The organism is Bacillus smithii, from assembly GCF_001050115.1.
Taxonomy (GTDB): domain Bacteria; phylum Bacillota; class Bacilli; order Bacillales; family DSM-4216; genus Bacillus_O; species Bacillus_O smithii.
This window is the reverse complement of the sequence record NZ_CP012024.1, coordinates 3,346,735-3,368,778: the sequence shown is the minus strand read 5'-3', so window position 1 is coordinate 3,368,778 and position 22,044 is coordinate 3,346,735. Positions and strand designations below refer to the sequence as shown.

Here is a 22,044-nt window from a genome sequence, read left to right as displayed (position 1 = left end):
TGCCGTCCCCTCCTTAGGGCATGATCAACTTTCATATTTTCATAGTAGGTTTCAAAATAAAATTTATAAATATGCATACCATGCATAGTGGATAACTATATAATAAAGATAAAAATAGCTTTTCGACAAAATCCGCAATATGTGGATAATTTTTTTGCAAGCCTGTGGAATAATTTTTCCACAGGTTATTCACAATTGTGGATAAGTGTATATATTCCGAAAAGCTATCCAGAGTGAAAACACATTAATAATAGCAAATAATATAAGCAGTTGCAACGACTTTCTCTATTTATCCACAATATCGAAAATATGTTCAAAAAAGTTTTCCACAAGCAGGGGATGTGTTAAAAACATGTTAGTATCCTATGTGGATAAGAAAAAATCTGTCGAAAGATATCCACAAAGTAATGAAGATGTCTTTTTGGATAAAATGTTAAGGAGCATTTTTTTCATTTTCAAATTTGAAAACTGATAGAAATCGTCGGCGGGTGTTTCAAAGATTTTGGGAAACGAGTTGACAATGAAGCTGCGACATCTTTATAATGAATTAGACTGTCTATTATTGTTGACTAACCGATCCTCAGGGAGGTGTTATCAAAATGAAAAGAACTTATCAACCAAATAAACGGAGAAGAAGCAAAGTTCATGGTTTTCGCAAACGCATGAGTACGAAAAACGGACGAAAAGTGTTGGCTCGCCGTCGTAGCAAAGGAAGAAAAGTATTGTCTGCATAGGCCACTGAAAACCTCAGTGGTCTTTTTTCACATTTAGGCTAGACGGAACAGCTTACGAAAAAGCGCAGTAAAGAAGCAAATAGGTGGGCTGAGAAAAATGAAAAAGGCTTTTCGAATTAAGAAAAATAAAGAATTTCAAAGGGTGTTTAAAGGCGGAAATTCAGTGGCGAACCGTCAGTTTGTTTTGTACTATTTTCCAAAAGAGCAGAAGGTGCCCTTTCGGATCGGGTTATCCGTCAGTAAAAAAGTAGGGAAAGCGGTCATTAGAAATCGGATTAAACGATACATAAGGCAAACATTCACTGACTTGAAAGAGGATATTAAACCTGGGTTCGACTTTGTGGTGATTGCGAGAAAGCCTACGGCGGAAATGGATTTTCATGAAACCAAAAAAAGTTTGCTTCATGTCTTAAAAAAAGCGAAGGTTTTAAACAAGAATTCAAGTGAATGTTAGTCCTAAAGTAGGATGGCAGACATCCATTGATTGATAAAGGTATGCATTGCTGACTTTTTCGTGCTTTTCATTTTTCAGACAGAGGTCCGTTTTTTTGCGGAATCAGCATAGAGAATACAGTCAGGTACAGGAAGAAAAATATGAAAGAACATACGGTGATCGGACAAATCGTTAAAGAAGCCGTGCAAACAGTTTTTGGCACGATTGAGAGTGAAACGGGACGCCGTTGAATAAGGAGTTTTGCAGAAAGCGAAAAAAGGGATTTCGCTGATAGAATCAAATCATTTAAAGGGAGATCGTCCATTTTCGCTTGTATGATGACTCATTCAGAATAAGCGGAACGCCATCTCTTTGTCGTCATTTCTCTCAAATAAAAGAAAATTTTCACCGTTCCGTCTCCAAAAATCGGGTGGAAATTAATATTTGGAGCGTGAAAAAGAAGCTCTAATTTCAAGAAAAGTTCATAACTATATAATATAGGAAAATTTTAAGTATAAATTTGTTGATTTCTATAAACGAAAAACACAAGCTAGAAGGCTTGTGTCGTTTTTTGTGAAAGTTTTCTCCTTATCCCTCATTTCAATCCTTTCTCTTTCCCGCTCACTTAATTCTCTTCGTTTTACTTTGATAACTTTCTTTTCTTCCGAAGATATTCACATGTTTATAATGCCCCTGTTCGAAGGTCGATTTGATTATTGTTATTCACATGTGAATAAGTTAAAATAATACCATTATCCGTTTATACTGTGGATATTTTTTGATACACTTATGGGTAGAAAATCATAAAATGAGATCTGAGCCAAGCCTTGACAAAAAGCAAGGTTCTTTTTTTGAAATACCTTATGTGGTAACCTAATAATTTAGAGGATTTAAAACTAATCCAATTTATTTATATAGATCAAAAGTTTGAGACGAAAAGAGGTGAGTCGATATGGATATCGACACGATTGCGGCTATTTCGACACCGCTTGGGGAGGGAGCGATCGCAATCGTTCGTTTAAGCGGCCCCGATGCTGTTTCTATTGCTGATCGAGTGTTTCACAGCCCCAATGGAAAAAAATTGGCGGACGTTCCTACCCATACGATCCATTACGGACAACTGCATGATCCACAAACCGGAAATGTTGTCGAAGAAGTAATGGTATCGGTCATGAGGGCTCCCAAAACGTTTACAAGGGAAGACGTGGTGGAAATTAACTGCCACGGAGGCCTTGTTTCGGTGAATCGTGTATTGCAGCTAGTACTAAATTCGGGAGCCCGGATGGCAGAACCGGGTGAATTTACAAAAAGAGCCTTTTTAAATGGACGTATTGACTTGTCGCAGGCAGAAGCAGTGATGGATTTAATCCGCGCCAAAACCGATAAAGCGATGAATGTCGCTCTTAATCAAATGGAAGGACGCCTTTCCAAGTTGATCCGTAAACTTCGTCAGGAAATTTTAGAAGTGCTCGCTCACGTGGAAGTGAATATTGACTATCCGGAATATGATGACGTGGAAGAAATGACCCACGAGCTGCTTTTGAAAAAATCTTTATACGTCAAACAAGAAATTGAAAAACTGTTACGGACGTCTCAGCAAGGAAAAATTTTAAGAGAAGGATTGTCAACGGTTATTATTGGCCGGCCGAATGTAGGAAAATCATCGCTGTTGAATGCTCTTGTTCATGAAAATAAAGCGATCGTCACCAATATTCCGGGAACAACGCGCGATGTAATTGAGGAATTTGTAAATGTAAGAGGCGTGCCTCTTCGATTAGTGGATACAGCGGGGATCCGGGAAACGGAAGATATCGTCGAACGTATAGGGGTAGAACGGTCGCGGCAAGTACTAAAAGAAGCAGATTTAATTCTACTCGTATTAAATTATTCAGAAGAGCTGACGCCGGAAGATGAAAAATTGTTTGAAGCGGCAAAAGGAATGGACGTCATTGTCATCGTCAACAAAACCGATCTTCCCCAAAAAATTGATATGGAACGGGTACAGAAACTGGCAAACAACCATAAGATCGTAACGACATCTCTGTTGGAAGAACAAGGAATTGATGAATTGGAGGAGGCGATTGCTTCACTATTTTTCGAGGGATCGATCGAATCGCAGGACGCTACTTATGTATCCAACAGTCGCCATATCGCTTTGCTGAACCAAGCGCTTAATGCGATCAATGATGCGATTGCAGGAGTGGAAGCGTCTATGCCGGTCGACATGGTGCAAATCGACTTAACAAGAACGTGGGAATTGCTCGGTGAAATCATTGGGGATAGCGTCCATGAAAGTTTAATCAATCAGCTGTTTTCACAATTCTGTCTTGGAAAATAATGATCAGTACTTTTTAGAGGAGGAATATTACGATGCAGCAATATGAAGCAGGCCAATATGATGTCATTGTCGTCGGTGCCGGACATGCTGGAGTCGAAGCAGGCCTGGCTGCTGCCAGAATGGGTGCTAAGACGTTAATGATTACCATCAACTTGGATATGATCGCATTTATGCCTTGCAACCCGTCAATCGGCGGTCCGGCAAAAGGAATTGTTGTCCGCGAAATTGACGCATTGGGCGGGGAAATGGGAAAAAATATTGATAAAACCTATATCCAAATGAGAATGTTAAATACAGGTAAAGGTCCGGCCGTCCGTGCGCTAAGAGCGCAAGCGGATAAAGTTTTATATCAGCGGGAAATGAAAAAAACGCTGGAAAACGAACCGAATTTAACATTAGTTCAAGGAATGGTTGAAAAATTAATTGTCGAAAATGATGAATGTAAAGGGGTTATAACGAAAACAGGTGCGGTGTATCGTTCAAAAACAGTCGTTTTAACGACAGGAACCTATTTGCGCGGGGAAATTATCATCGGAGACTTGAAATATTCGAGCGGCCCGAATAATCAACAACCTTCGATAGGCCTTGCTGAGCATTTAAAAGAACTTGGATTTGACATTGTTCGATTTAAAACGGGTACACCACCGCGCGTCAATAGCAAAACTATCGATTACAGCAAAACGGAAATTCAACCGGGCGATGAAGAACCAAGAGCTTTCAGTTATGAAACGACCAAATTTATCACCGACCAGCTCCCTTGCTGGCTGACATATACCAATGAGGAAACACACAAAATCATTAATGCCAACTTGGACCGGTCTCCAATGTATTCCGGTATGATTAAAGGGACTGGACCGCGTTATTGTCCGTCCATTGAAGATAAAGTCGTTCGTTTCCATGACAAACCACGTCATCAAATTTTCTTGGAACCAGAAGGACGAAATACTGAGGAAGTATATGTTCAAGGTTTGTCTACGAGTCTGCCGGAAGATGTGCAACATCGTATTTTGCAAACTATCCCCGGTCTTGAAAAAGCACAATTAATGCGTGCTGGCTATGCCATCGAATATGATGCGATCGTGCCAACACAACTGTGGCCAACTCTAGAAACGAAAAAAATTAAGAATTTGTATACTGCAGGCCAAATTAATGGAACATCCGGCTATGAAGAAGCAGCTGGACAAGGGATTATGGCAGGTATTAATGCAGCATGTCGGGTTCTTGGAAAAGAAGAAGTGATTTTAAGCAGATCCGATGCTTATATTGGAGTGCTTATCGACGACTTGGTGACAAAAGGAACGAACGAACCGTATCGTTTGCTGACATCGCGGGCTGAATACCGCTTGCTACTCCGTCATGATAATGCCGATCTTCGTTTAACGGAAATTGGCTACAAGCTTGGATTAATTAAAGAAGAACGCTATCAAGCCTTTTTAAATAAAAAGCAAGACATTGAAAATGAAATGAAGCGGCTGAAATCCACTATCATCAAGCCGAATGAAGAGGTACAGCAGCTGATTTCAGAAGCAGGAGGAAGCCCGCTTAAGGATGGGATCCGAGCTTCAGACTTGCTGAAAAGACCGGAAATGACATATGACCATATCAAAAAAATCGTTCCGGCCGAAAAAGAGTTAAGCCCAGAAGTCGAAGAACAAGTTGAAATTCAGATTAAATATGAAGGATATATTCAAAAATCGCTGCAGCAAGTTGATAAGTTAAAAAAAATGGAAAATAAAAAGATTCCGGAAGATATTGATTATGATGCCATCAACGGTCTTGCCACAGAAGCTCGACAAAAATTAAAAAAAGTGCGGCCGTTGTCGATTGCTCAAGCGTCACGTATTTCCGGCGTCAATCCGGCGGATATTTCCATTTTGCTTGTTTATATTGAACAAGGAAAAATTGCACGCATCGCTAATTAAAATGAATATGGATCGGATCATTTTCCCGGAAGCGTCAAGCTGAACGAATGCGTTAGCATGTGGGAGAAAGGTTCCATAAAAGACACTGCAAATAGTTTTTTTCAAAAAATGTCCCCCACTTTTTGTCGATTTGAACAAGTGGGGGATGACTGCCTATAAGTGAGAGAATCAAAATAGGGAATGATGAAGTCATGAACATTGATCAATTTCAAGAAAAACTTAAAGAAAAAGGAATTATATTGACTTCTTTTCAGCTTGAGCAATTCGAACGCTATTACGAAATGCTTGTGGACTGGAACGAGCGAATGAATTTGACTGCCATAACCGATCGGGAAGAAGTCTATTTAAAACATTTTTATGATTCGATTTCCGCTGCTTTTTATTACGATTTTCGCAAAGAATGGTCGGTATGTGACGTGGGAGCGGGGGCCGGTTTTCCAAGCATTCCTTTAAAAATCGTATTTCCATCGTTAAAAATAACCATTGTCGATTCTTTGAAAAAACGAATTACCTTTTTGGAGGAATTAGCCAAAACATTGAAATTGGAAAATACGTCCTTTTACCATGACCGCGCAGAAAGTTTTGGACAAAAGAAAGAGCATCGCGAGCATTACGATGTGGTCACGGCTAGAGCCGTTGCCAGAATGTCGGTGTTGAGCGAACTGTGTTTGCCGCTTGTGAAAGAAAATGGAGCCTTTTTGGCGATGAAAGCTGCCCATGCCCAAGAAGAACTGCGTGCGGCTGAAAAAGCCATCTCCACTTTGGGAGGCAAAATCAAAGAAATTGGATCGTTTCTGTTGCCGTACGAACAAAGCGAAAGAAATATTATCTGGATTGAAAAAGTAAAACAAACGCCTAAAAAATATCCGCGCAAGCCTGGAGTGCCTAATAAAATGCCGTTGGAATAACGTTCCATAATAAGGAGAAAAAAGTTATTATAGAGAGGGAAAAGTCCGGACCGTCAAAATATTTTCCGGGAAATATATAAAAATATGTCGAAAGAAGATTATTGAAAAACACGAATTGACCATTGGTTTTGCAGGAACTTGTCGTCAAGATAAAGAATATGTAATAAGGGAGTTTCCTAAAGGTGGTGGAGGACGATGAAGCATCCTTTCTCTCGTTTTTTTGGTTTGGGTGAAAAAGAAGTTGATGAAACGCAAGAAATAACGAGTGAGAGAGAAGAAGTAAAACACATCCCCATATCCCAAATTATCCCCAATCGTTTTCAGCCGAGAACGATTTTTGATGATGAAAAAATAATAGAATTATCCAGAACAATTCATACGCATGGGATTATTCAGCCGATTGTTGTCAGGGAATTTGAGCAAGGAAAATATGAAATCATTGCTGGCGAGAGACGTTGGCGGGCTGTCCAGAAATTAGGATGGGAAACGGTACCGGCTATTATAAAGAATTTAAATGATACGGAAACAGCTTCTGTGGCCTTAATCGAAAACTTACAGAGGGAAGAGCTTTCACCCATAGAAGAGGCAATGGCTTACGGCAAGCTGTTAGAGCTTCATAATTTAACTCAAGAGGCTTTAGCTCAAAGGCTGGGAAAAGGTCAATCCACTGTGGCCAATAAGCTTCGTCTCCTAAAACTGCCTCAAGAAATCCAAGAGTCTTTATTGAAAAAAAACATTACAGAAAGACATGCGAGGGCGCTCATTCCTCTCAAAGATCCTGAAAAACAAATTCAGCTGTTGAATGAAATTATCGAGAAAAATTTGAATGTCAAACAAACCGAAGAACGAGTTGCCAAAATGTTAGACAAAACACCGGCAAAACCGAAACCGAGAAAAAAAGCAATCAGCAAAGATATGAGAATTGCGGTTAATACGATCAGACAGTCCCTTACCATGGTTGCAAAAAGTGGAATCAAGCTGGATTCAGAAGAAAAAGATTTAGGAGAGTTTTATCAAATTACCATTCGAATCCCGAAAAAAAAATCATAGATTACGTGAGTGAGAAGCATTCAATTTCATAAATGTTTCTCACTTTTTCATGGACTTTTCACATTTGTCTTCATTGCATCGATACAACCAGTCTCCTCTTAATCTTTCTCCCTCTTAAATAAACAAAAAAATTTGATTTTAAAAAATTAATTTAGATTAATTTAGATTTAAGAATCTTTTAAAAAAGTAAGTTTCGCTTTATTCTATCGTGGTTAAATCTGCACTGTACTTTAACACAGCCTTTGATAAAATAGATTACATAATTGGTAGAGCAAAAAGGTAGGTGAAAACCGTGGGCAAGGTCATAGCAATTGCAAATCAAAAAGGAGGAGTGGGGAAAACAACGACATCCGTCAATTTGGGCGCTTGTCTTGCTTACATAGGAAAAAAGGTTCTGCTCGTAGATATCGATCCTCAAGGAAATGCAACGAGCGGTGCCGGTATTGAAAAGGGAGAAATTCAGCAATGCATTTATGATGTTTTAGTTGATGATGCTGATATAGCCAAAATAGTGAACCCGACCGCTGTTGAAAATTTGTATGTTGTTCCGGCAACGATCAATCTTGCAGGTGCTGAGATTGAACTCGTCCCCACTATTTCCCGGGAAGTGCGATTGAAAAGCGCATTGGATAAAATCAAGCATGAATATGATTTCATTATTATAGATTGTCCCCCTTCATTAGGTTTGTTAACGATTAATGCATTGGCAGCAGCTGATTCCGTAATTATTCCCGTTCAATGCGAATATTATGCTCTCGAGGGGCTGAGCCAACTTTTAAATACCGTTCGTCTTGTCCAAAAACATTTAAACCATGATCTTACTATTGACGGCGTTCTTCTTACCATGCTGGATGCTCGGACGAATCTGGGTATTCAAGTCATTGAAGAAGTCAAAAAATATTTTCAGGATAAAGTCTATCGAACGATCATTCCCCGCAATGTCCGGCTGAGTGAAGCGCCTAGCCATGGGAAGCCTATTATACTTTATGATCCCAAATCAAGGGGAGCAGATGTTTATTTAGATTTTGCCAAGGAGGTGGCCATGAATGGCTAAGGGACTCGGGAAAGGAATAGACGCCCTATTTAAAAATTTGGAACCGGCCAATGAAGAAGTCATCAAAGAAGTAAAATTAAAAGAACTGCGCCCTAATCCTTATCAGCCACGGAAAATTTTCCATAAAGAAAAAATTAAAGAATTAGAGCAATCCATAGCAGAACATGGAGTGCTGCAGCCGTTGATTGTCAGAAAGAGTATAAAGGGATATGAGATTGTTGCAGGGGAAAGACGTTTTCGAGCGGCAAAAGAAGCGGGATTGGAAAAAGTCCCGGTGATTGTACGAGAAATGAAAGATGAGCAAATGATGGAACTGGCTGTTCTTGAAAACCTGCAGCGGGAGGATTTAACACCTATTGAAGAAGCAGCCGCCTATCAAATGCTAATGGATAAACTTGGTTTAACTCAGGAAGAATTAGCGAATAGATTAGGAAAAAGCCGTCCACATATAGCCAATCATCTTCGTCTTCTTTCTCTACCACCTGAAATTCAAGCTTATATTTCGGACGGGAAAATCTCCATGGGACATGGGAGAGCGTTGCTGGGGTTAAAGAAAAAAGAAAAGCTGCCTTATTTAGTCGAAAAAGTGATGAAAGAACATCTCAATGTCCGCCAGCTTGAAAAATTAATTCAGCAATTAAACGAAAATGTTTCACGTGAAACAAAAAAGAAAAAAGAAGAAAAAGATGTCTTTCTGAAAGAGCAAGAAAGCATTTTACGAGATCGACTGGGAACCAATGTGGTGATTCGCCAAGGAAAAAATAAAGAAAAGGGAAAAATCGAGATTGAATTTTTTTCAAAAGAGGATTTAAATCGAATCCTTCAGCTGCTCGATCAGCAAGAAAGATAAAAAACCATCCAACGATGGTTTATTTTTTGGGCTTTGTTTTAAATCGAGATTTCCTGCGAATTCTTATCGATATCATCGAAAACGCAAGATAATGACAATGCCGCTTCAAGATTGTAACAACTTCGGAAGTATTGGAGGAAATTGGAATGGTGCTTTTGGGCTCGTTGGTTAACGGATTGAGCATTTTAGCCGGCTCGATTATAGGGAAATTTTTACACAATATACCGGAAGGCATTAAAAATGCGGTAATGCATGCGATCGGATTGGCTGTATTAGTGCTTGGTCTGCAAATGGGATTGAAGAGCGAAAATTTTTTGGCCGTTGTGATCAGTTTAGTTGCCGGTGTTGTCATCGGAGAATGGATGGCGTTGGAAGACAAATTAAATCAGTTAGGCATATGGATCGAAAGAAAAATAGGCAATCATTCAAACCGTAGTGGGAGCATTTCTGAAGGATTTGTGACCGCTACGCTCATTTTTGTTATTGGCGCCATGGGCATTGTGGGTGCTTTAGACAGCGGTATAAGGGGAAATCATCAAGTGCTGTTTACGAAGTCCATTCTGGATGGATTTACGGCGCTTATTTTAAGCTCCACTCTCGGAATGGGAGTTTTATTTTCGGCTATACCTGTTTTTCTATATGAAGGTTTGATCGCTTTGTTTGCCACACAAATTAACCATTTCGTCCCAAAAGAAATGATAGATTCCTTTATTACCGAAATGACATCGGTTGGAGGAATTATGATCTTCGCGATTGGCTTAAACGTTCTTGGGTTAACGAAAATCAAAGTGGCCAATTTTTTGCCAAGCCTTGTGGTGACGGTCATTCTTGTAATTTTTTACTATTTTGTTTGATAACTGCTAATGATATGATCATAGTAAAGTGGGCAGCCAGTATTTTTATGGGAGCTGTTGCCTTTCTTTCAGTTCCAATGGATAAAAAGATTTTTTGACGGGATAAAGGTAGGACGCCTCTAAAATGCCTCGCGATATGATTTTGGCCATTTTCATCACTAAATTTAAACGGGTATTTTGAAGAACAAAAAACTCCATGAATCCGCTGACGTTCACGATGCCAGTTAAATGGGCATCGCCTACAGGGGGCAGATCTTTTTGAACACCCGCTCCAGGTTTGACGGGCCCTAGATCGATTTGGATACATCCAATGCTTTTTAAGCGGCCCAGGCATGCGTCGATTCCAATAATAAACGGATTGTCAAAAGTGCTGTGTACTTTATGTAATTTTTCCTGTAAATTTACCGCATGAACCGGATCGTCCAACGTTCCCAAAACATGAAAAGAAGAAAGCTGTTTTTCTTCCAGCAATGTCCCAACTAAAGGCCCTAATGAATCGCCAGTAGACCGATCGGTTCCGATACATATGAATACGATCGGCCGATTTTGTTTAGGCAGAAGTGAGACAAGCTGTTTTGAAATGATTTGGACGGCGTTTTCATCTTCATAGTAAATTTTTACAGGCTCTATTTTCTTGTCCAGCCAATTTTTTATATTCATTTATACCGCTCCCTTCCGGATGTATTATAGTATACGGATAAACCAATTTTTCTATACGTGGGAATGCACAATCTTGCCAAAATATCTATCTGCAATATCCATTACTGGATAAAAAAGGAATGTTCGTTTCGAAAATAGATCAATGTTTTCGTTAAATGATAACCAAAAGGGGGGGACCGACTTGAAAACTTGGGATAGATTGATTGAGCGGTTATGGGAAAGATTGACCAATGAAGATTTATGGCTGTCCATTGGTGAAGGAGCGCTGAAAATCACCGTAACGATATTGCTGGCAGCTATTGTGATTCGAATCGGAAAAGTGATGATCCGTAATATCTTTAAATTGCGTGCGAAATCTCCTTTAAACTTTTCGGAAAGAAGGGAAAACACCTTATTAAGGCTGCTGGAAAATGTTCTTACCTATGTGGTGTATTTTATCGCTTTTGTTAATATACTGTCGATTATGACATTTGATATAAAAGGTTTGATCGCGGGTGCTGGAGTAGTTGGTCTGGCTGTTGGTTTTGGAGCGCAAAGTTTAGTTAAAGATGTCATTACGGGATTTTTCATTATTTTTGAGGATCAATTCTCAGTAGGCGACTATATCCGTATTGGCAAATATGAAGGATATGTGGAAGAAATCGGGCTGCGGACGACAAAAATCAAAAGCTGGACAGGAGAGCTTCATATTTTGCCTAATGGCAGTATAACAGAAGTGACGAACTTTTCTTTGCACAACAGTTTAGCGATTGTCGACGTTACCGTTGCTTATGAAGAAAATATTGAGGAAGTGGAGCAAACGATTGAAGAGCTCTTAAAGACCCTTCCCGATAAATACGAAGAGTTAGTTGCTCCACCACAGCTGCTTGGCATCCAAAACATGGGGGCAACGGAAGTAGTATTGAGAATTGTTGCCGAAACAACTCCCATGAACCATATGTATATTGCCCGGATGATAAGAAAAGAAGTAAAATTGTGTCTAGATGAAAAAGGCATCGAAATCCCATTTCCGCGTCTTGTCATGTATTCGCGTGAAGAAAAAGAAAACATGATTGGAAGAAAAGACACGGAGACGAGTTAGGAGGGTGATCGTGTATGGACACCAAAACTTTTCAGCTGCATGATATTGTAGAAATGAAAAAGCAGCATCCATGTGGAACGAACCGTTGGCAAATCATCCGAATGGGGATGGACATCCGTATAAAATGCCAGGGCTGCGGTCATAGTGTGTTGATTCCAAGAAAAGAGTTTGTGAAAAAAATGAAAAGGGTATTGGAATCGGCTGATCAGGAAAACTAGACGAAAATGAGGCCATTTTCAGAGGATTGTTCCCTCTATCAAAATTGGCCTCTTATTTGTCCATTGAAAAAATGGAGAAATCTTACAATCTTTGATGAGAACCACTAAGTCTTTTTCTTTGTCAAAAAAGTTTTCCTTTGCCACACAGCTGTTTTGTAATGTTTCCACGATATGACAATGGTTTGTCATTTGAGATGCTTCTTGAATCACAAAAAAGCCTATCTCTTGATGACAAAGACGTTCACTCTTTTTCATTGGAAGTATTCGGAACAGGATTAAAAGAGATGCCAAGACGCGGTTCTTGTCATTTTTCTTTCTTATCTCTATAATTGGAAAAGGTTTTATTGTAGACTGACAATTTTTTATTCTTTTTTCAAGAGGAAAGAGGCTCATTTATAAATATCCTTTTCTTTGTTGCAGCCGTTTTTAGAAAGCAGAACAGTTATGGATGAAAGTTATATAAATAGAGGAGTGACTATTTATGGCTTTAACAGCCGGAATTGTCGGCTTGCCGAACGTTGGAAAATCTACCTTATTTAATGCGATTACAAAGGCGGGAGCGGAATCAGCGAACTATCCATTTTGTACGATTGATCCCAATGTAGGAATGGTGGAAGTTCCGGATCAACGTCTTAATCGATTGGCAGAGATCGTTCATCCCAAAAAAATCGTTCCGACCACTTTTGAATTCACAGATATTGCCGGAATTGTAAAAGGTGCCAGCAAAGGGGAAGGATTAGGAAATAAATTTCTTTCCCATATTCGCCAAGTGGATGCGATTTGTCATGTCGTAAGATGTTTTGCCGATGAAAATATTACCCATGTTGCTGGAAAAGTAGATCCGATTGCCGATATAGAAACGATCAATTTAGAATTAATTTTAGCGGACTTGGAAACAGTAGAAAAGCGAATTGGAAAAGTGGAAAAGATCGCGAAGCAAAAAGATAAAGCAGCTATGGCTGAATTTGAAGTGTTGAGCAAATTAAAAGAAGCCTTTGAAGCGGAAAAACCGGCTCGTACGGTAGAATTCACCGAAGAACAAGAAAAACTTGTGAAAGGTTTCCAATTGTTGACGATGAAACCGGTTCTTTATGTCGCCAATGTAGGAGAAGACGATGCAGCGGACGCCTCCAACAACCAATATGTACAGCAAGTACGTGAATTTGCAGAAAAAGACAATGCTGAAGTCATCGTGGTATGTGCAAAGATTGAGGAAGAGATCGCCGAATTGGAGGATGAAGAAAAAGCGATGTTCCTTCAAGAACTAGGCATCGAAGAATCAGGGCTTGATCAATTGATTCGCGCTGCTTATCATTTGCTTGGTTTGGCGACGTATTTTACGGCGGGTGAGCCGGAAGTGCGTGCTTGGACGTTTAAAAAAGGAATGAAAGCACCGGAATGCGCCGGTATTATCCATTCGGATTTTGAACGAGGATTTATCCGGGCGGAAGTGGTTTCTTATGAAGACTTAATCGAAGCAGGTTCTATGGTTGGGGCCCGCGAAGCCGGCAAAGTGCGACTGGAAGGAAAAGATTATGTCGTGCAGGATGGAGATGTCATTCATTTCCGTTTCAACGTATAATGAAGTTGATGGGAAAATCCGCTGTGTTTTTAGCGGATTTTTTCTTTTCAGTGTATATTAAGGAAACAAATTATTTTGTAACAGTTGAAAATACAAGATTCAGTTGAAAAGCGATCTTTTTTTCAGATTTTAAAAAATAATCAGGAACATTCGTTCTGTTTATGGTATAATAAACAAGACAATGATAGATACACATTACCATCGTTTTTTTATACTGCACAACATTTATGGGAAATTGCTTTTTCGTTAAAACTATGGTATACTATCAAATTGTGAGTAATGAAAGATTGTTACTCCTTGCTCTTTTATGTGAAAAAGAGCCGCATAGACCATGAGGAGGTGAAAGAAAGATGAGAAAGTACGAACTTATGTATATTATCCGCCCAAACGTTGACGATGAAACGAAAAAATCAATCGTAGAACGTTTTGACAATATTTTGTCTTCCAAAGGTGCGGAAATCATCGATTCGAAAGAGTGGGGAAAACGTCGTTTAGCCTACGAAATTAACGACTTCCGCGAAGGAATTTACCACATTGTTCATGTGAAGTCGAATCCGGAAGCTGTTCAAGAATTTGACCGTTTGGCAAAAATCAACGACGATATTCTTCGCCACATTGTTGTAAAAGAAGATGAATAATTTGATGAAAATGAAATTTGAATCATATATGTTTCACGTGGAACACGTGTAAAAAAGGGGTTGATTCTGATGATGAACCGTGTCGTTTTGGTCGGTCGGTTAACAAGGGATCCTGAGCTTCGATATACACCGAATGGAGTAGCGGTTGCTACCTTTACTCTTGCTGTCAATCGAAATTATACGAATCAACAGGGCGAAAGAGAAGCTGACTTTATTAATTGTGTAGTATGGCGGCGCCCGGCTGAAAACGTGGCAAACTACTTAAAAAAAGGTAGTTTAGCTGGCGTTGACGGCCGTTTGCAAACACGAAACTATGAAGCACAAGATGGAAGACGTGTATATGTAACAGAAGTTCTAGCCGAAAGCGTTCAATTTTTAGAGCCACGCAGCGTTACCAATAATCGCGGCGGTGAAAACGGATTTTATAGCGGCCAGAAATCTCAGGATTTTCCGTTTAGCCCAAATCAGAATCAACAAAGAAATGAAAATTATACACGTGTAGATGAAGATCCATTTGCCAACGATGGACAACAAATTGATATTTCCGATGATGATCTTCCATTTTAAGCGAATAAAGAAAAGGAGGGAATCACATGGCTGGACGCAGAGGCGGACGCAGACGCCGGAAAGTGTGCTATTTTACAGCTAACGGCATTACACACATTGACTATAAAGATGTAGATCTTCTGAAAAAGTTCATTTCTGAACGTGGAAAAATTCTTCCGCGCCGTGTAACTGGAACAAGTGCGAAATATCAACGCCAATTAACTCGTGCCATCAAACGAGCACGTCAAATGGCACTTCTGCCATATGTAGCGGAAGATAAATAAGGTTTTCTTAGTAAGCAGCAGGGAATGGAATCCTTGCTGCTTTTGCTTATTTGTAAAATAAGCGCCATCTGTTTAATAGGATGAAATCTGTGTTTCTTCTGCACATTCCATAAAACAGAGCGATTTCAACAGTCTGCCAAGAATATTGAATCATCGTGATATGAAAGCTAAAATGGTAAGTGATGAACTTAAGCAACTTACCATGACATAGAGAGGTGTTTTTGTGAAAAATACGCGAATATTAACGGAAGGAGCGATGATGCTCGCTCTCTATGCAGTCCTGTTACTCATCACTCTTTACATACCGGTACTTTGGATTGCATCAAGCTTTTTTCTTATATTGCCGTTTTTCATATACAGCGCAAAATACCCTGCCAAAAACTCAGTCATGCTCATCATTGCAGCCATTATCATATCTATGATAACGGGAAATATTGCCGCTGTTTCGATTGGGTTTGCCTATGGAACAACAGGCGCGGCGATGGGTTATTTTCTTTATCGAAAAAAAGGGAAGTTCTCTGTTTATATGGCGGGAAGTTTGGTCTTTTTGGCCAATACGATCATTCAATACGTGGTCGCTGTTCTTTTCTTCCATTTTAATTTAATTGATGATTCCATGAAAATGTTGAGAGAATCGTTTGAGCGATCCGTTCATATGATGGATCAACTGGGAGAGCCCGTTCCTGACAAAGCAATGGAGCAATTCGAATTTGGCATGGACTATTTCCGTGCTCTTGTGCCAAGTATATTTGTCGTTTCTTCGTTTGTCATGGTTTTCCTGTTTACAGTCATCCATTTTCCGATTTTGAAAAGATTAGGGGTTGAGGTTCCCTCTTGGAAGCCTATCCGTGAATGGCAAATGCCGAAAAGCGTATTATGGTATTATATCATCGTTTTAATCGCAGCCATTATCTTTGTTCCTGAAAATGGGAGTATGTGGTATATGATTTATATAAATTTGTTATTTATGCTGCAAATCTGTCTCACCATTCAAGGGATCTCGTTTCTTTACTTTTTCGGGAACTTAAAAAATTGGCCGAAAGCGGTCCCAACAGCGCTGACAGTTCTTTCTTTTCTCTTTTTTCCGGTGCTTTATCTTGTCCGGATATTAGGTATAATGGATTTAGGTTTTGATTTAAAACAGCGCCTCCAACAAAAACCATGACTTAGGAGCTGAAGTTATGCTTTCTTATTATAACAGGCGGAACATAAGGTATCCGTTGATCGGATTAATCATTATGTCCATTGCTTTGTTATCTGTGCTAGCGCTATTTTACTGGTGGTTAAGCCTCATTGGGTTTATCATTATAGCTGCTCTATTTTTTCAAATTTTCCGTTCAGAGCGATTGATTTCCCACGAAATTGAAGAGTATATCTCAACGCTTTCTTATCGTGTCAAACGAGTGGGAGAAGAAGCTTTGATGGAAATGCCGATTGGGATCTTGCTTTTTAACGAGGATCTCTACATTGAATGGACAAATCCTTTTTTTGCTTCTTATTTTAAGGAAGAAACGTTAATAGGACGGTCACTTTATGAAGTAGCGGAAGAACTCGTACCGATGATCAAACAGGAATCAAGGGAAGAGATTGTGACTTTACATGACAGGCAGTTTCGGGTGGTGTTTAAGCCGGAAGAACGGCTTATGTATCTGTTTGATGAAACGGACCATCAAGAAATGGTCAGGATATTTAAAGACGCTAAAACGGTGATTGCAATTATATATTTGGATAATTATGATGATCTTACACAAGGAATGGATGATCAAACTCGAAGCAGCCTAAATAGTATGGTGACTTCTCAATTAAATAAGTGGGCAAAAGAGTTTGGAATTTTTCTGAAGAGAACTTCTACGGAAAGATTTGTTGCCGTTTTCAATGAGGGGATTTTAAAAAAACTTGAAAAAGAAAAATTTTCTGTATTAGATGAAGTACGGGAATTGACTTCTAAGCATAATGTTCCGCTAACTTTGAGTTTTGGAATTGGAACGGGCGCAATGTCTCTGCCGGAACTGGGGACGTTGGCACAATCCAGTTTGGACTTAGCCCTTGGGCGTGGAGGCGACCAAGTTGCCATTAAAGAATCGAGTGGAAAAGTCAAGTTTTACGGTGGAAAAACCAATCCAATGGAAAAAAGGACTAGAGTTCGCGCGCGAGTGATTTCTCACGCGTTAAAGGAATTGATGATTGCCAGCGATAAAGTAATGGTGATGGGCCATAAATATCCGGATATGGACGCTATCGGCGCGGCCATAGGGATAAGCAAAATGGCTCGTATGAATCAGAAGGAAGGCTATGTCGTATTAAATTTTTCTCAAATGGATAAGGGTGTGAAACGGCTGCTGGCGGAAGTGAAGAAAGACCCTGACCTCTATTCGCGCTTTATTACTCCGGATGAGGCGTTGGAAATGGTCACAGAAAAAACGTTGCTGGTAGTAGTGGATACTCATAAGCCTTCGCTCGTGATTGATGAGAAATTATTGAGTAAAATAGAGAAGATAGTGGTAGTCGATCATCATCGCCGAGGGGAGGATTTCGTCCAAAATCCGATGCTCGTCTATATGGAACCATACTCCTCCTCTACTTCAGAGTTGGTAACGGAATTACTAGAGTACCAGCCAAAAGAAGAAAAAATCTCCATGCTGGAGGCGACGGCTCTGCTTGCCGGAATTACGGTGGACACCAAAAGCTTCTCATTGAGAACCGGATCACGGACATTTGATGCAGCTTCCTACTTGAGGGCACAAGGAGCTGATACCGTTCTAGTTCAAAAATTTTTAAAAGAAAATATTGATATGTATATTCAGCGTTCGAAACTAATTGAAACTGTATCCATCCAGCCAAATGGAATTGCGGTTGCCGTGGGAAGCGAAGAAGAGGAATACGATCCCGTTTTGATCGCGCAGGCAGCCGACACGTTGCTTATGATGGACGGCGTGAGAGCCTCCTTTGTCATTGCCAAGCGGAAAGATAACAAAGTGGGAGTCAGCGCCCGTTCTCTTGGTGACGTCAATGTACAGCTAATTATGGAGGAATTGGAAGGCGGAGGACATTTGACCAACGCCGCAACACAACTGGAGGATACGACCATCGAGGAAGTCGAAGTTCGACTTTGGAAAGCTATTCAAAAATATGTAGAAGGGGGAATGGAATCATGAAAGTAATATTCCTTCAAGATGTAAAAGGCAAAGGAAAAAAAGGAGAAATTAAAAATGTGGCCGATGGATACGCCCACAATTTCTTATTCAAAAAGAATTTGGCGATCGAAGCGACGCCAGCCAATTTAAAAGCTTTGGAAGCACAAAAGAAAAAAGAAGCGGAATTGGCAAAGCAAGAACTGGAAAATGCTAAAAAATTAAAAGAAGTTCTTGAAAACACGACGGTGGAATTAAAAGCAAAAGCTGGAGAAGGCGGGCGATTGTTCGGCTCTGTCACAAGCAAACAAATCGCGGAAGAATTAAACAAAACCCATAAAATTAAACTGGATAAACGGAAAATTGAATTGGACGATGCCATTCGTTCATTGGGATATACGAACGTTCCGGTTAAGCTTCATCCTGACGTTACGGCCGTGTTAAAAGTTCATGTTTCAGAAGACAACTAATTTTACCAAACCGTTCGGCTTGTTTTCATGATAAAATAGTTAAAAGAAAAGGGCTGATTCAGAGGGTTAAGATCCCTTTGACAATATATAGATAAACTATATCCATCATCCTTGTCTATATATTGTGAATTTGGAGGGCGAACTCTGTGAGTCGGCCTTCTTTTCATGAGGGACTCTGAATACCTTCTAACCATTTGGGAGTGGTTATGATGAGTGATCTATTGATGGATAGAATTCCACCGCAAAATATAGAAGCGGAACAAGCCGTTTTAGGGGCTATATTTTTAGAACCTTCTGCTTTGATCACCGCGTCGGAGATTTTAAGTCCTACTGATTTTTACCGAAGCGCCAACCAAAAAATTTTCAGTGTGATGCTGAAGTTAAGTGATGAAGGAAAAGCGGTGGATGTGATTACCGTTACAGAAGAATTGGCTGCTTCCAACAATTTGGAGGATGTCGGCGGGGTAGCGTATTTGACGGAACTTGCCGGAAGCGTACCGACAGCCGCCAATATTGAATATTACGCTAAAATTGTTGAAGAAAAATCGTTATTGAGAAGGTTAATTCGAACAGCGACAGAGATTGCCCAAGAAGGCTACACACGAGAAGACGATGTTGACGATCTGTTAAACGATGCGGAAAAAAGAATTATGGAAGTTGCCCAGAGAAAAAATACTTCTGGGTTTCACAATATAAAAGACGTACTCGTCCGGACGTATGACAATATTGAGATGCTTCATAATCGCAAAGGTGATGTAACCGGAATTCCGACTGGATTCGCTGAATTGGATCGGATGACCGCGGGATTCCAGCGCAGCGATTTAATTATTGTCGCCGCCCGTCCATCTGTCGGGAAAACGGCTTTTGCACTCAATATTGCCCAAAATGTCGCTACAAAGACCGATGAAAATGTAGCCATTTTCAGTTTGGAAATGGGGGCTGAGCAGCTCGTCATGCGGATGTTGTGTGCGGAAGGGAATATCAATGCCCAAAACTTGCGGACAGGGACTTTGACGGAAGAAGATTGGCGAAAATTAACGATGGCAATGGGAAGCTTGTCCAATGCCGGCATTTTTATAGACGATACACCGGGCATTCGCATCAACGAAATTAGGGCCAAGTGTCGCCGTTTAAAACAAGAACATGGACTTGGCATGATCGTCATTGATTATTTGCAGCTGATTCAAGGCAGCGGACGCTCTGGAGAAAACCGCCAGCAAGAAGTGTCGGAAATCTCCCGATCGTTAAAAGCGTTGGCAAGAGAATTGGAAGTCCCTGTCATTGCTTTATCTCAGCTGTCTCGTGGAGTGGAACAGCGCCAGGATAAACGGCCGATGATGTCGGATATCCGTGAATCGGGAGCTATAGAGCAAGATGCCGATATTGTAGCTTTTTTGTATCGGGATGATTATTATGATAAAGAATCTGAGAATAAGAACATTATTGAAATCATCATTGCAAAGCAAAGAAACGGTCCTGTCGGCACTGTTCAACTGGCTTTTATAAAAGAATACAATAAATTTGTCAATTTGGAACGGCGGTATGATGAAGCTTCCATTCCGCCGGGAGCATAAGAGAGGCATATCTTCTGAAAAAATGCCTCTCTTTTTTAGGCGGTTAAACAATCCCATGTCGAGATTTGTGAATCATTAGGTATTGAAGGAATAAAACGAAATTAGCCAAAAGGGGCCTTTTCGCTTGCTCTCTATTGTCATCACGGAATTTTTTTGCTCGTGAAAAATGATTTTTACGAACGAAAACAATTTATATAAAAATAAATGTTCGGATTTTGAATTGACTAACAAGAGAAGATATTGGTAAAATAAAAAAGGTGCCAAAACTGAAAAGTTCATCTTCCAAGTGATGGTGGTATCTTGAACATGGAAGTTGTTCAGACCGGGATCTCAAACATGACTTTTGAGTTTTCTGCCGGTTTAAACAATAGAAACGATTAAAGGACCTTGCGGAGGTGCGGAGAATGTCATCAGTAGTTGTGGTTGGAACCCAGTGGGGGGACGAAGGAAAAGGAAAAATAACGGACTTTTTGTCCGAGCATGCTGAAGTGGTTGCTCGCTACCAAGGAGGCAATAATGCCGGTCACACAGTCCGTGTGAATGGAGTGACATATAAACTTCATTTAATTCCCTCAGGGATTTTTTATAAAGAAAAAATATGCGTGATTGGAAACGGTGTGGTGATTGATCCCAAAGCGCTTGTTGAAGAGCTCAATTACTTGCGAGACCACGGTGTATCCACAGAAAATTTGCGTATTAGCGACCGGGCTCATGTGATCCTTCCTTATCATTTGAAGCTGGATGAAGTGGAAGAAGAGCGTAAAGGAGCCAACAAAATCGGTACGACGAAAAAAGGAATTGGCCCTGCTTACATGGATAAGGCGGCGCGAGTCGGCATTCGCATTGCGGATTTGCTGGATAGAGAAATATTTGAAGAAAAGCTTGCCCACAATTTAAAAGAAAAAAATCGTCTATTGGAACGTTTTTATGAAACAGAAGGCTTTAAATTGGAAGACATTTTAGATGAGTATTACGAATACGGACAGCAGATCAAAAAGTATGTGTGTGATACGTCCGTAGTATTAAACGATGCGATTGATGAAGGACGCCGTGTGCTTTTTGAAGGGGCTCAAGGAGTCATGCTCGATATCGACCAAGGTACATATCCGTTTGTGACATCTTCTAACCCGGTTGCTGGCGGTGTGACTATTGGATCTGGCGTAGGTCCGACTAAAATCAATCATGTTGTCGGTGTGTGCAAAGCCTATACATCCCGTGTTGGAGACGGTCCTTTTCCAACAGAACTGCATGATGAAATAGGCGACCATATTCGTGAAGTTGGCCGCGAGTATGGAACCACAACCGGCCGTCCGCGTCGTGTCGGCTGGTTTGATAGCGTAGTGGTACGTCATGCTCGCCGTGTCAGTGGCATAACGGATTTATCACTGAATTCGATCGATGTGCTGACAGGGTTAAAGACGGTAAAAATTTGCACTGCTTACCGGTATAAAGACCAAATATTGAGCCATTATCCTGCCAATTTGCGCGTGCTGTCAGAATGCGAACCTGTTTATGAAGAATTGCCAGGATGGACAGAAGATATTACCGGTTGTAAAACGTTGGATGAACTTCCGGAAAATGCTCGCCATTATGTGGAACGTATTTCGCAGTTGACCGGTATTCCTCTTTCCCTCTTTTCGGTCGGTCCAGATCGTTCGCAAACAAATGTGGTGCGCAGCGTCTGGTCGCAAAATTAAACAAAAATAGGCTGACTTCT

Annotated in this window: 21 protein-coding genes; 20 read left to right on the top strand and 1 reads right to left on the bottom strand. The window is 40.3% G+C overall.

The window, feature by feature from the left end; genetic code table 11:
• Positions 1-599: 599 nt before the first annotated feature.
• The 9 genes from rpmH to BSM4216_RS15755 all read left to right on the top strand — a co-directional run bounded on the left by rpmH (position 600) and on the right by BSM4216_RS15755 (position 10,143).
• Complete coding sequence (gene rpmH / locus BSM4216_RS15795; RefSeq protein WP_003353423.1) at positions 600-734, top strand: 50S ribosomal protein L34; 135 nt, start codon at positions 600-602, stop codon at positions 732-734.
• A gap of 97 nt (positions 735-831) precedes the next feature.
• Positions 832-1,188, top strand: coding sequence for a ribonuclease P protein component (rnpA, locus tag BSM4216_RS15790; protein WP_048624337.1), 357 nt, complete (start codon positions 832-834; stop codon positions 1,186-1,188).
• Positions 1,189-2,125: 937 nt separating this feature from the next.
• On the top strand, positions 2,126-3,505 hold the full coding sequence (gene mnmE, locus BSM4216_RS15785) for a tRNA uridine-5-carboxymethylaminomethyl(34) synthesis GTPase MnmE (RefSeq protein ID WP_174521029.1): 1,380 nt from the start codon (positions 2,126-2,128) through the stop codon (positions 3,503-3,505).
• Positions 3,506-3,537: 32 nt separating this feature from the next.
• The gene (mnmG, locus tag BSM4216_RS15780) at positions 3,538-5,427 is read left to right on the top strand and encodes a tRNA uridine-5-carboxymethylaminomethyl(34) synthesis enzyme MnmG (protein ID WP_003353427.1); all 1,890 of its coding nucleotides are present in this window, start codon (positions 3,538-3,540) and stop codon (positions 5,425-5,427) included.
• 191 nt (positions 5,428-5,618) lie between these two features.
• Positions 5,619-6,335 carry a 16S rRNA (guanine(527)-N(7))-methyltransferase RsmG gene (gene rsmG, locus BSM4216_RS15775; RefSeq protein ID WP_048624335.1) on the top strand — a complete coding sequence of 239 codons (717 nt, stop codon included), beginning with the start codon at positions 5,619-5,621 and terminating at the stop codon, positions 6,333-6,335.
• A 195-nt stretch (positions 6,336-6,530) separates the two neighbouring features.
• On the top strand, positions 6,531-7,385 hold the full coding sequence (gene noc / locus BSM4216_RS15770) for a nucleoid occlusion protein (RefSeq protein WP_048624334.1): 855 nt from the start codon (positions 6,531-6,533) through the stop codon (positions 7,383-7,385).
• 292 nt (positions 7,386-7,677) lie between these two features.
• The gene (locus BSM4216_RS15765; protein WP_003353431.1) at positions 7,678-8,439 is read left to right on the top strand and encodes a ParA family protein; all 762 of its coding nucleotides are present in this window, start codon (positions 7,678-7,680) and stop codon (positions 8,437-8,439) included.
• The gene (locus BSM4216_RS15760) at positions 8,432-9,289 is read left to right on the top strand and encodes a ParB/RepB/Spo0J family partition protein (RefSeq protein WP_048624333.1); all 858 of its coding nucleotides are present in this window, start codon (positions 8,432-8,434) and stop codon (positions 9,287-9,289) included. Before BSM4216_RS15765 ends, BSM4216_RS15760 begins: the two co-directional genes overlap by 8 nt.
• A 146-nt stretch (positions 9,290-9,435) precedes the next feature.
• Positions 9,436-10,143: a DUF554 domain-containing protein gene (locus BSM4216_RS15755; protein ID WP_048624332.1), complete on the top strand. Its 708-nt coding sequence runs from the start codon at positions 9,436-9,438 to the stop codon at positions 10,141-10,143.
• Between the two features lie 45 nt (positions 10,144-10,188).
• On the opposite strand, the gene yyaC is transcribed toward BSM4216_RS15755, so the two are convergent.
• Complete coding sequence (yyaC, locus tag BSM4216_RS15750) at positions 10,189-10,803, bottom strand: spore protease YyaC (protein ID WP_048624331.1); 615 nt, start codon at positions 10,801-10,803, stop codon at positions 10,189-10,191.
• 181 nt (positions 10,804-10,984) lie between these two features.
• Here yyaC and BSM4216_RS15745 point away from each other — a divergent pair, with 181 nt between their 5' ends.
• The 11 genes from BSM4216_RS15745 to BSM4216_RS15685 all read left to right on the top strand — a co-directional run bounded on the left by BSM4216_RS15745 (position 10,985) and on the right by BSM4216_RS15685 (position 22,024).
• On the top strand, positions 10,985-11,884 hold the full coding sequence (locus BSM4216_RS15745) for a mechanosensitive ion channel family protein (RefSeq protein ID WP_048624330.1): 900 nt from the start codon (positions 10,985-10,987) through the stop codon (positions 11,882-11,884).
• A gap of 14 nt (positions 11,885-11,898) precedes the next feature.
• On the top strand, positions 11,899-12,102 hold the full coding sequence (locus BSM4216_RS15740; protein ID WP_003353436.1) for a DUF951 domain-containing protein: 204 nt from the start codon (positions 11,899-11,901) through the stop codon (positions 12,100-12,102).
• Between the two features lie 481 nt (positions 12,103-12,583).
• Positions 12,584-13,684, top strand: a complete 1,101-nt coding sequence (gene ychF, locus BSM4216_RS15730) for a redox-regulated ATPase YchF (protein WP_048624328.1) — start codon at positions 12,584-12,586, stop codon at positions 13,682-13,684.
• 350 nt (positions 13,685-14,034) lie between these two features.
• Complete coding sequence (gene rpsF / locus BSM4216_RS15725; protein ID WP_048624327.1) at positions 14,035-14,322, top strand: 30S ribosomal protein S6; 288 nt, start codon at positions 14,035-14,037, stop codon at positions 14,320-14,322.
• 69 nt (positions 14,323-14,391) lie between these two features.
• Complete coding sequence (ssb, locus tag BSM4216_RS15720; protein ID WP_048624326.1) at positions 14,392-14,889, top strand: single-stranded DNA-binding protein; 498 nt, start codon at positions 14,392-14,394, stop codon at positions 14,887-14,889.
• 26 nt (positions 14,890-14,915) lie between these two features.
• Entirely contained in the window at positions 14,916-15,152 is a 237-nt protein-coding gene (gene rpsR / locus BSM4216_RS15715) for a 30S ribosomal protein S18 (RefSeq protein ID WP_003353442.1), read from the top strand.
• A 223-nt stretch (positions 15,153-15,375) separates the two neighbouring features.
• The gene (locus BSM4216_RS15710; protein WP_156179279.1) at positions 15,376-16,317 is read left to right on the top strand and encodes a YybS family protein; all 942 of its coding nucleotides are present in this window, start codon (positions 15,376-15,378) and stop codon (positions 16,315-16,317) included.
• A 16-nt stretch (positions 16,318-16,333) separates the two neighbouring features.
• Positions 16,334-18,307 (top strand): DHH family phosphoesterase, encoded by a 1,974-nt coding sequence (locus BSM4216_RS15705; protein WP_048624325.1) that lies wholly within the window; start codon positions 16,334-16,336, stop codon positions 18,305-18,307.
• Positions 18,304-18,753 carry a 50S ribosomal protein L9 gene (rplI, locus tag BSM4216_RS15700; RefSeq protein ID WP_003353445.1) on the top strand — a complete coding sequence of 150 codons (450 nt, stop codon included), beginning with the start codon at positions 18,304-18,306 and terminating at the stop codon, positions 18,751-18,753. The genes BSM4216_RS15705 and rplI overlap by 4 nt, the downstream gene beginning before the upstream one ends.
• Positions 18,754-18,962: 209 nt before the next feature.
• A complete protein-coding gene (gene dnaB / locus BSM4216_RS15695) occupies positions 18,963-20,327 on the top strand; it encodes a replicative DNA helicase (RefSeq protein WP_003353446.1) in 1,365 nt (454 codons plus the stop codon).
• A 404-nt stretch (positions 20,328-20,731) separates the two neighbouring features.
• A complete protein-coding gene (locus tag BSM4216_RS15685; RefSeq protein WP_003353447.1) occupies positions 20,732-22,024 on the top strand; it encodes an adenylosuccinate synthase in 1,293 nt (430 codons plus the stop codon).
• The last annotated feature ends 20 nt before the right edge of the window (positions 22,025-22,044 follow it).

What these genes read in the sequence shown, in the direction of transcription:
- rpmH (WP_003353423.1), top strand. Translation starts at nt 600, where the DNA reads ATGAAAAGAACTTATCAACCAAATAAACGGAGAAGAAGCAAAGTTCAT.
- rnpA (WP_048624337.1), top strand. Translation starts at nt 832, where the DNA reads ATGAAAAAGGCTTTTCGAATTAAGAAAAATAAAGAATTTCAAAGGGTG.
- mnmG (WP_003353427.1), top strand. Translation starts at nt 3,538, where the DNA reads ATGCAGCAATATGAAGCAGGCCAATATGATGTCATTGTCGTCGGTGCC.
- rsmG (WP_048624335.1), top strand. Translation starts at nt 5,619, where the DNA reads ATGAACATTGATCAATTTCAAGAAAAACTTAAAGAAAAAGGAATTATA.
- noc (WP_048624334.1), top strand. Translation starts at nt 6,531, where the DNA reads ATGAAGCATCCTTTCTCTCGTTTTTTTGGTTTGGGTGAAAAAGAAGTT.
- BSM4216_RS15760 (WP_048624333.1), top strand. Translation starts at nt 8,432, where the DNA reads ATGGCTAAGGGACTCGGGAAAGGAATAGACGCCCTATTTAAAAATTTG.
- BSM4216_RS15755 (WP_048624332.1), top strand. Translation starts at nt 9,436, where the DNA reads ATGGTGCTTTTGGGCTCGTTGGTTAACGGATTGAGCATTTTAGCCGGC.
- yyaC (WP_048624331.1), bottom strand. Translation starts at nt 10,803, where the DNA reads ATGAATATAAAAAATTGGCTGGACAAGAAAATAGAGCCTGTAAAAATT.
- BSM4216_RS15740 (WP_003353436.1), top strand. Translation starts at nt 11,899, where the DNA reads ATGGACACCAAAACTTTTCAGCTGCATGATATTGTAGAAATGAAAAAG.
- ychF (WP_048624328.1), top strand. Translation starts at nt 12,584, where the DNA reads ATGGCTTTAACAGCCGGAATTGTCGGCTTGCCGAACGTTGGAAAATCT.
- rpsF (WP_048624327.1), top strand. Translation starts at nt 14,035, where the DNA reads ATGAGAAAGTACGAACTTATGTATATTATCCGCCCAAACGTTGACGAT.
- ssb (WP_048624326.1), top strand. Translation starts at nt 14,392, where the DNA reads ATGATGAACCGTGTCGTTTTGGTCGGTCGGTTAACAAGGGATCCTGAG.
- rpsR (WP_003353442.1), top strand. Translation starts at nt 14,916, where the DNA reads ATGGCTGGACGCAGAGGCGGACGCAGACGCCGGAAAGTGTGCTATTTT.
- BSM4216_RS15705 (WP_048624325.1), top strand. Translation starts at nt 16,334, where the DNA reads ATGCTTTCTTATTATAACAGGCGGAACATAAGGTATCCGTTGATCGGA.
- rplI (WP_003353445.1), top strand. Translation starts at nt 18,304, where the DNA reads ATGAAAGTAATATTCCTTCAAGATGTAAAAGGCAAAGGAAAAAAAGGA.
- dnaB (WP_003353446.1), top strand. Translation starts at nt 18,963, where the DNA reads ATGAGTGATCTATTGATGGATAGAATTCCACCGCAAAATATAGAAGCG.
- BSM4216_RS15685 (WP_003353447.1), top strand. Translation starts at nt 20,732, where the DNA reads ATGTCATCAGTAGTTGTGGTTGGAACCCAGTGGGGGGACGAAGGAAAA.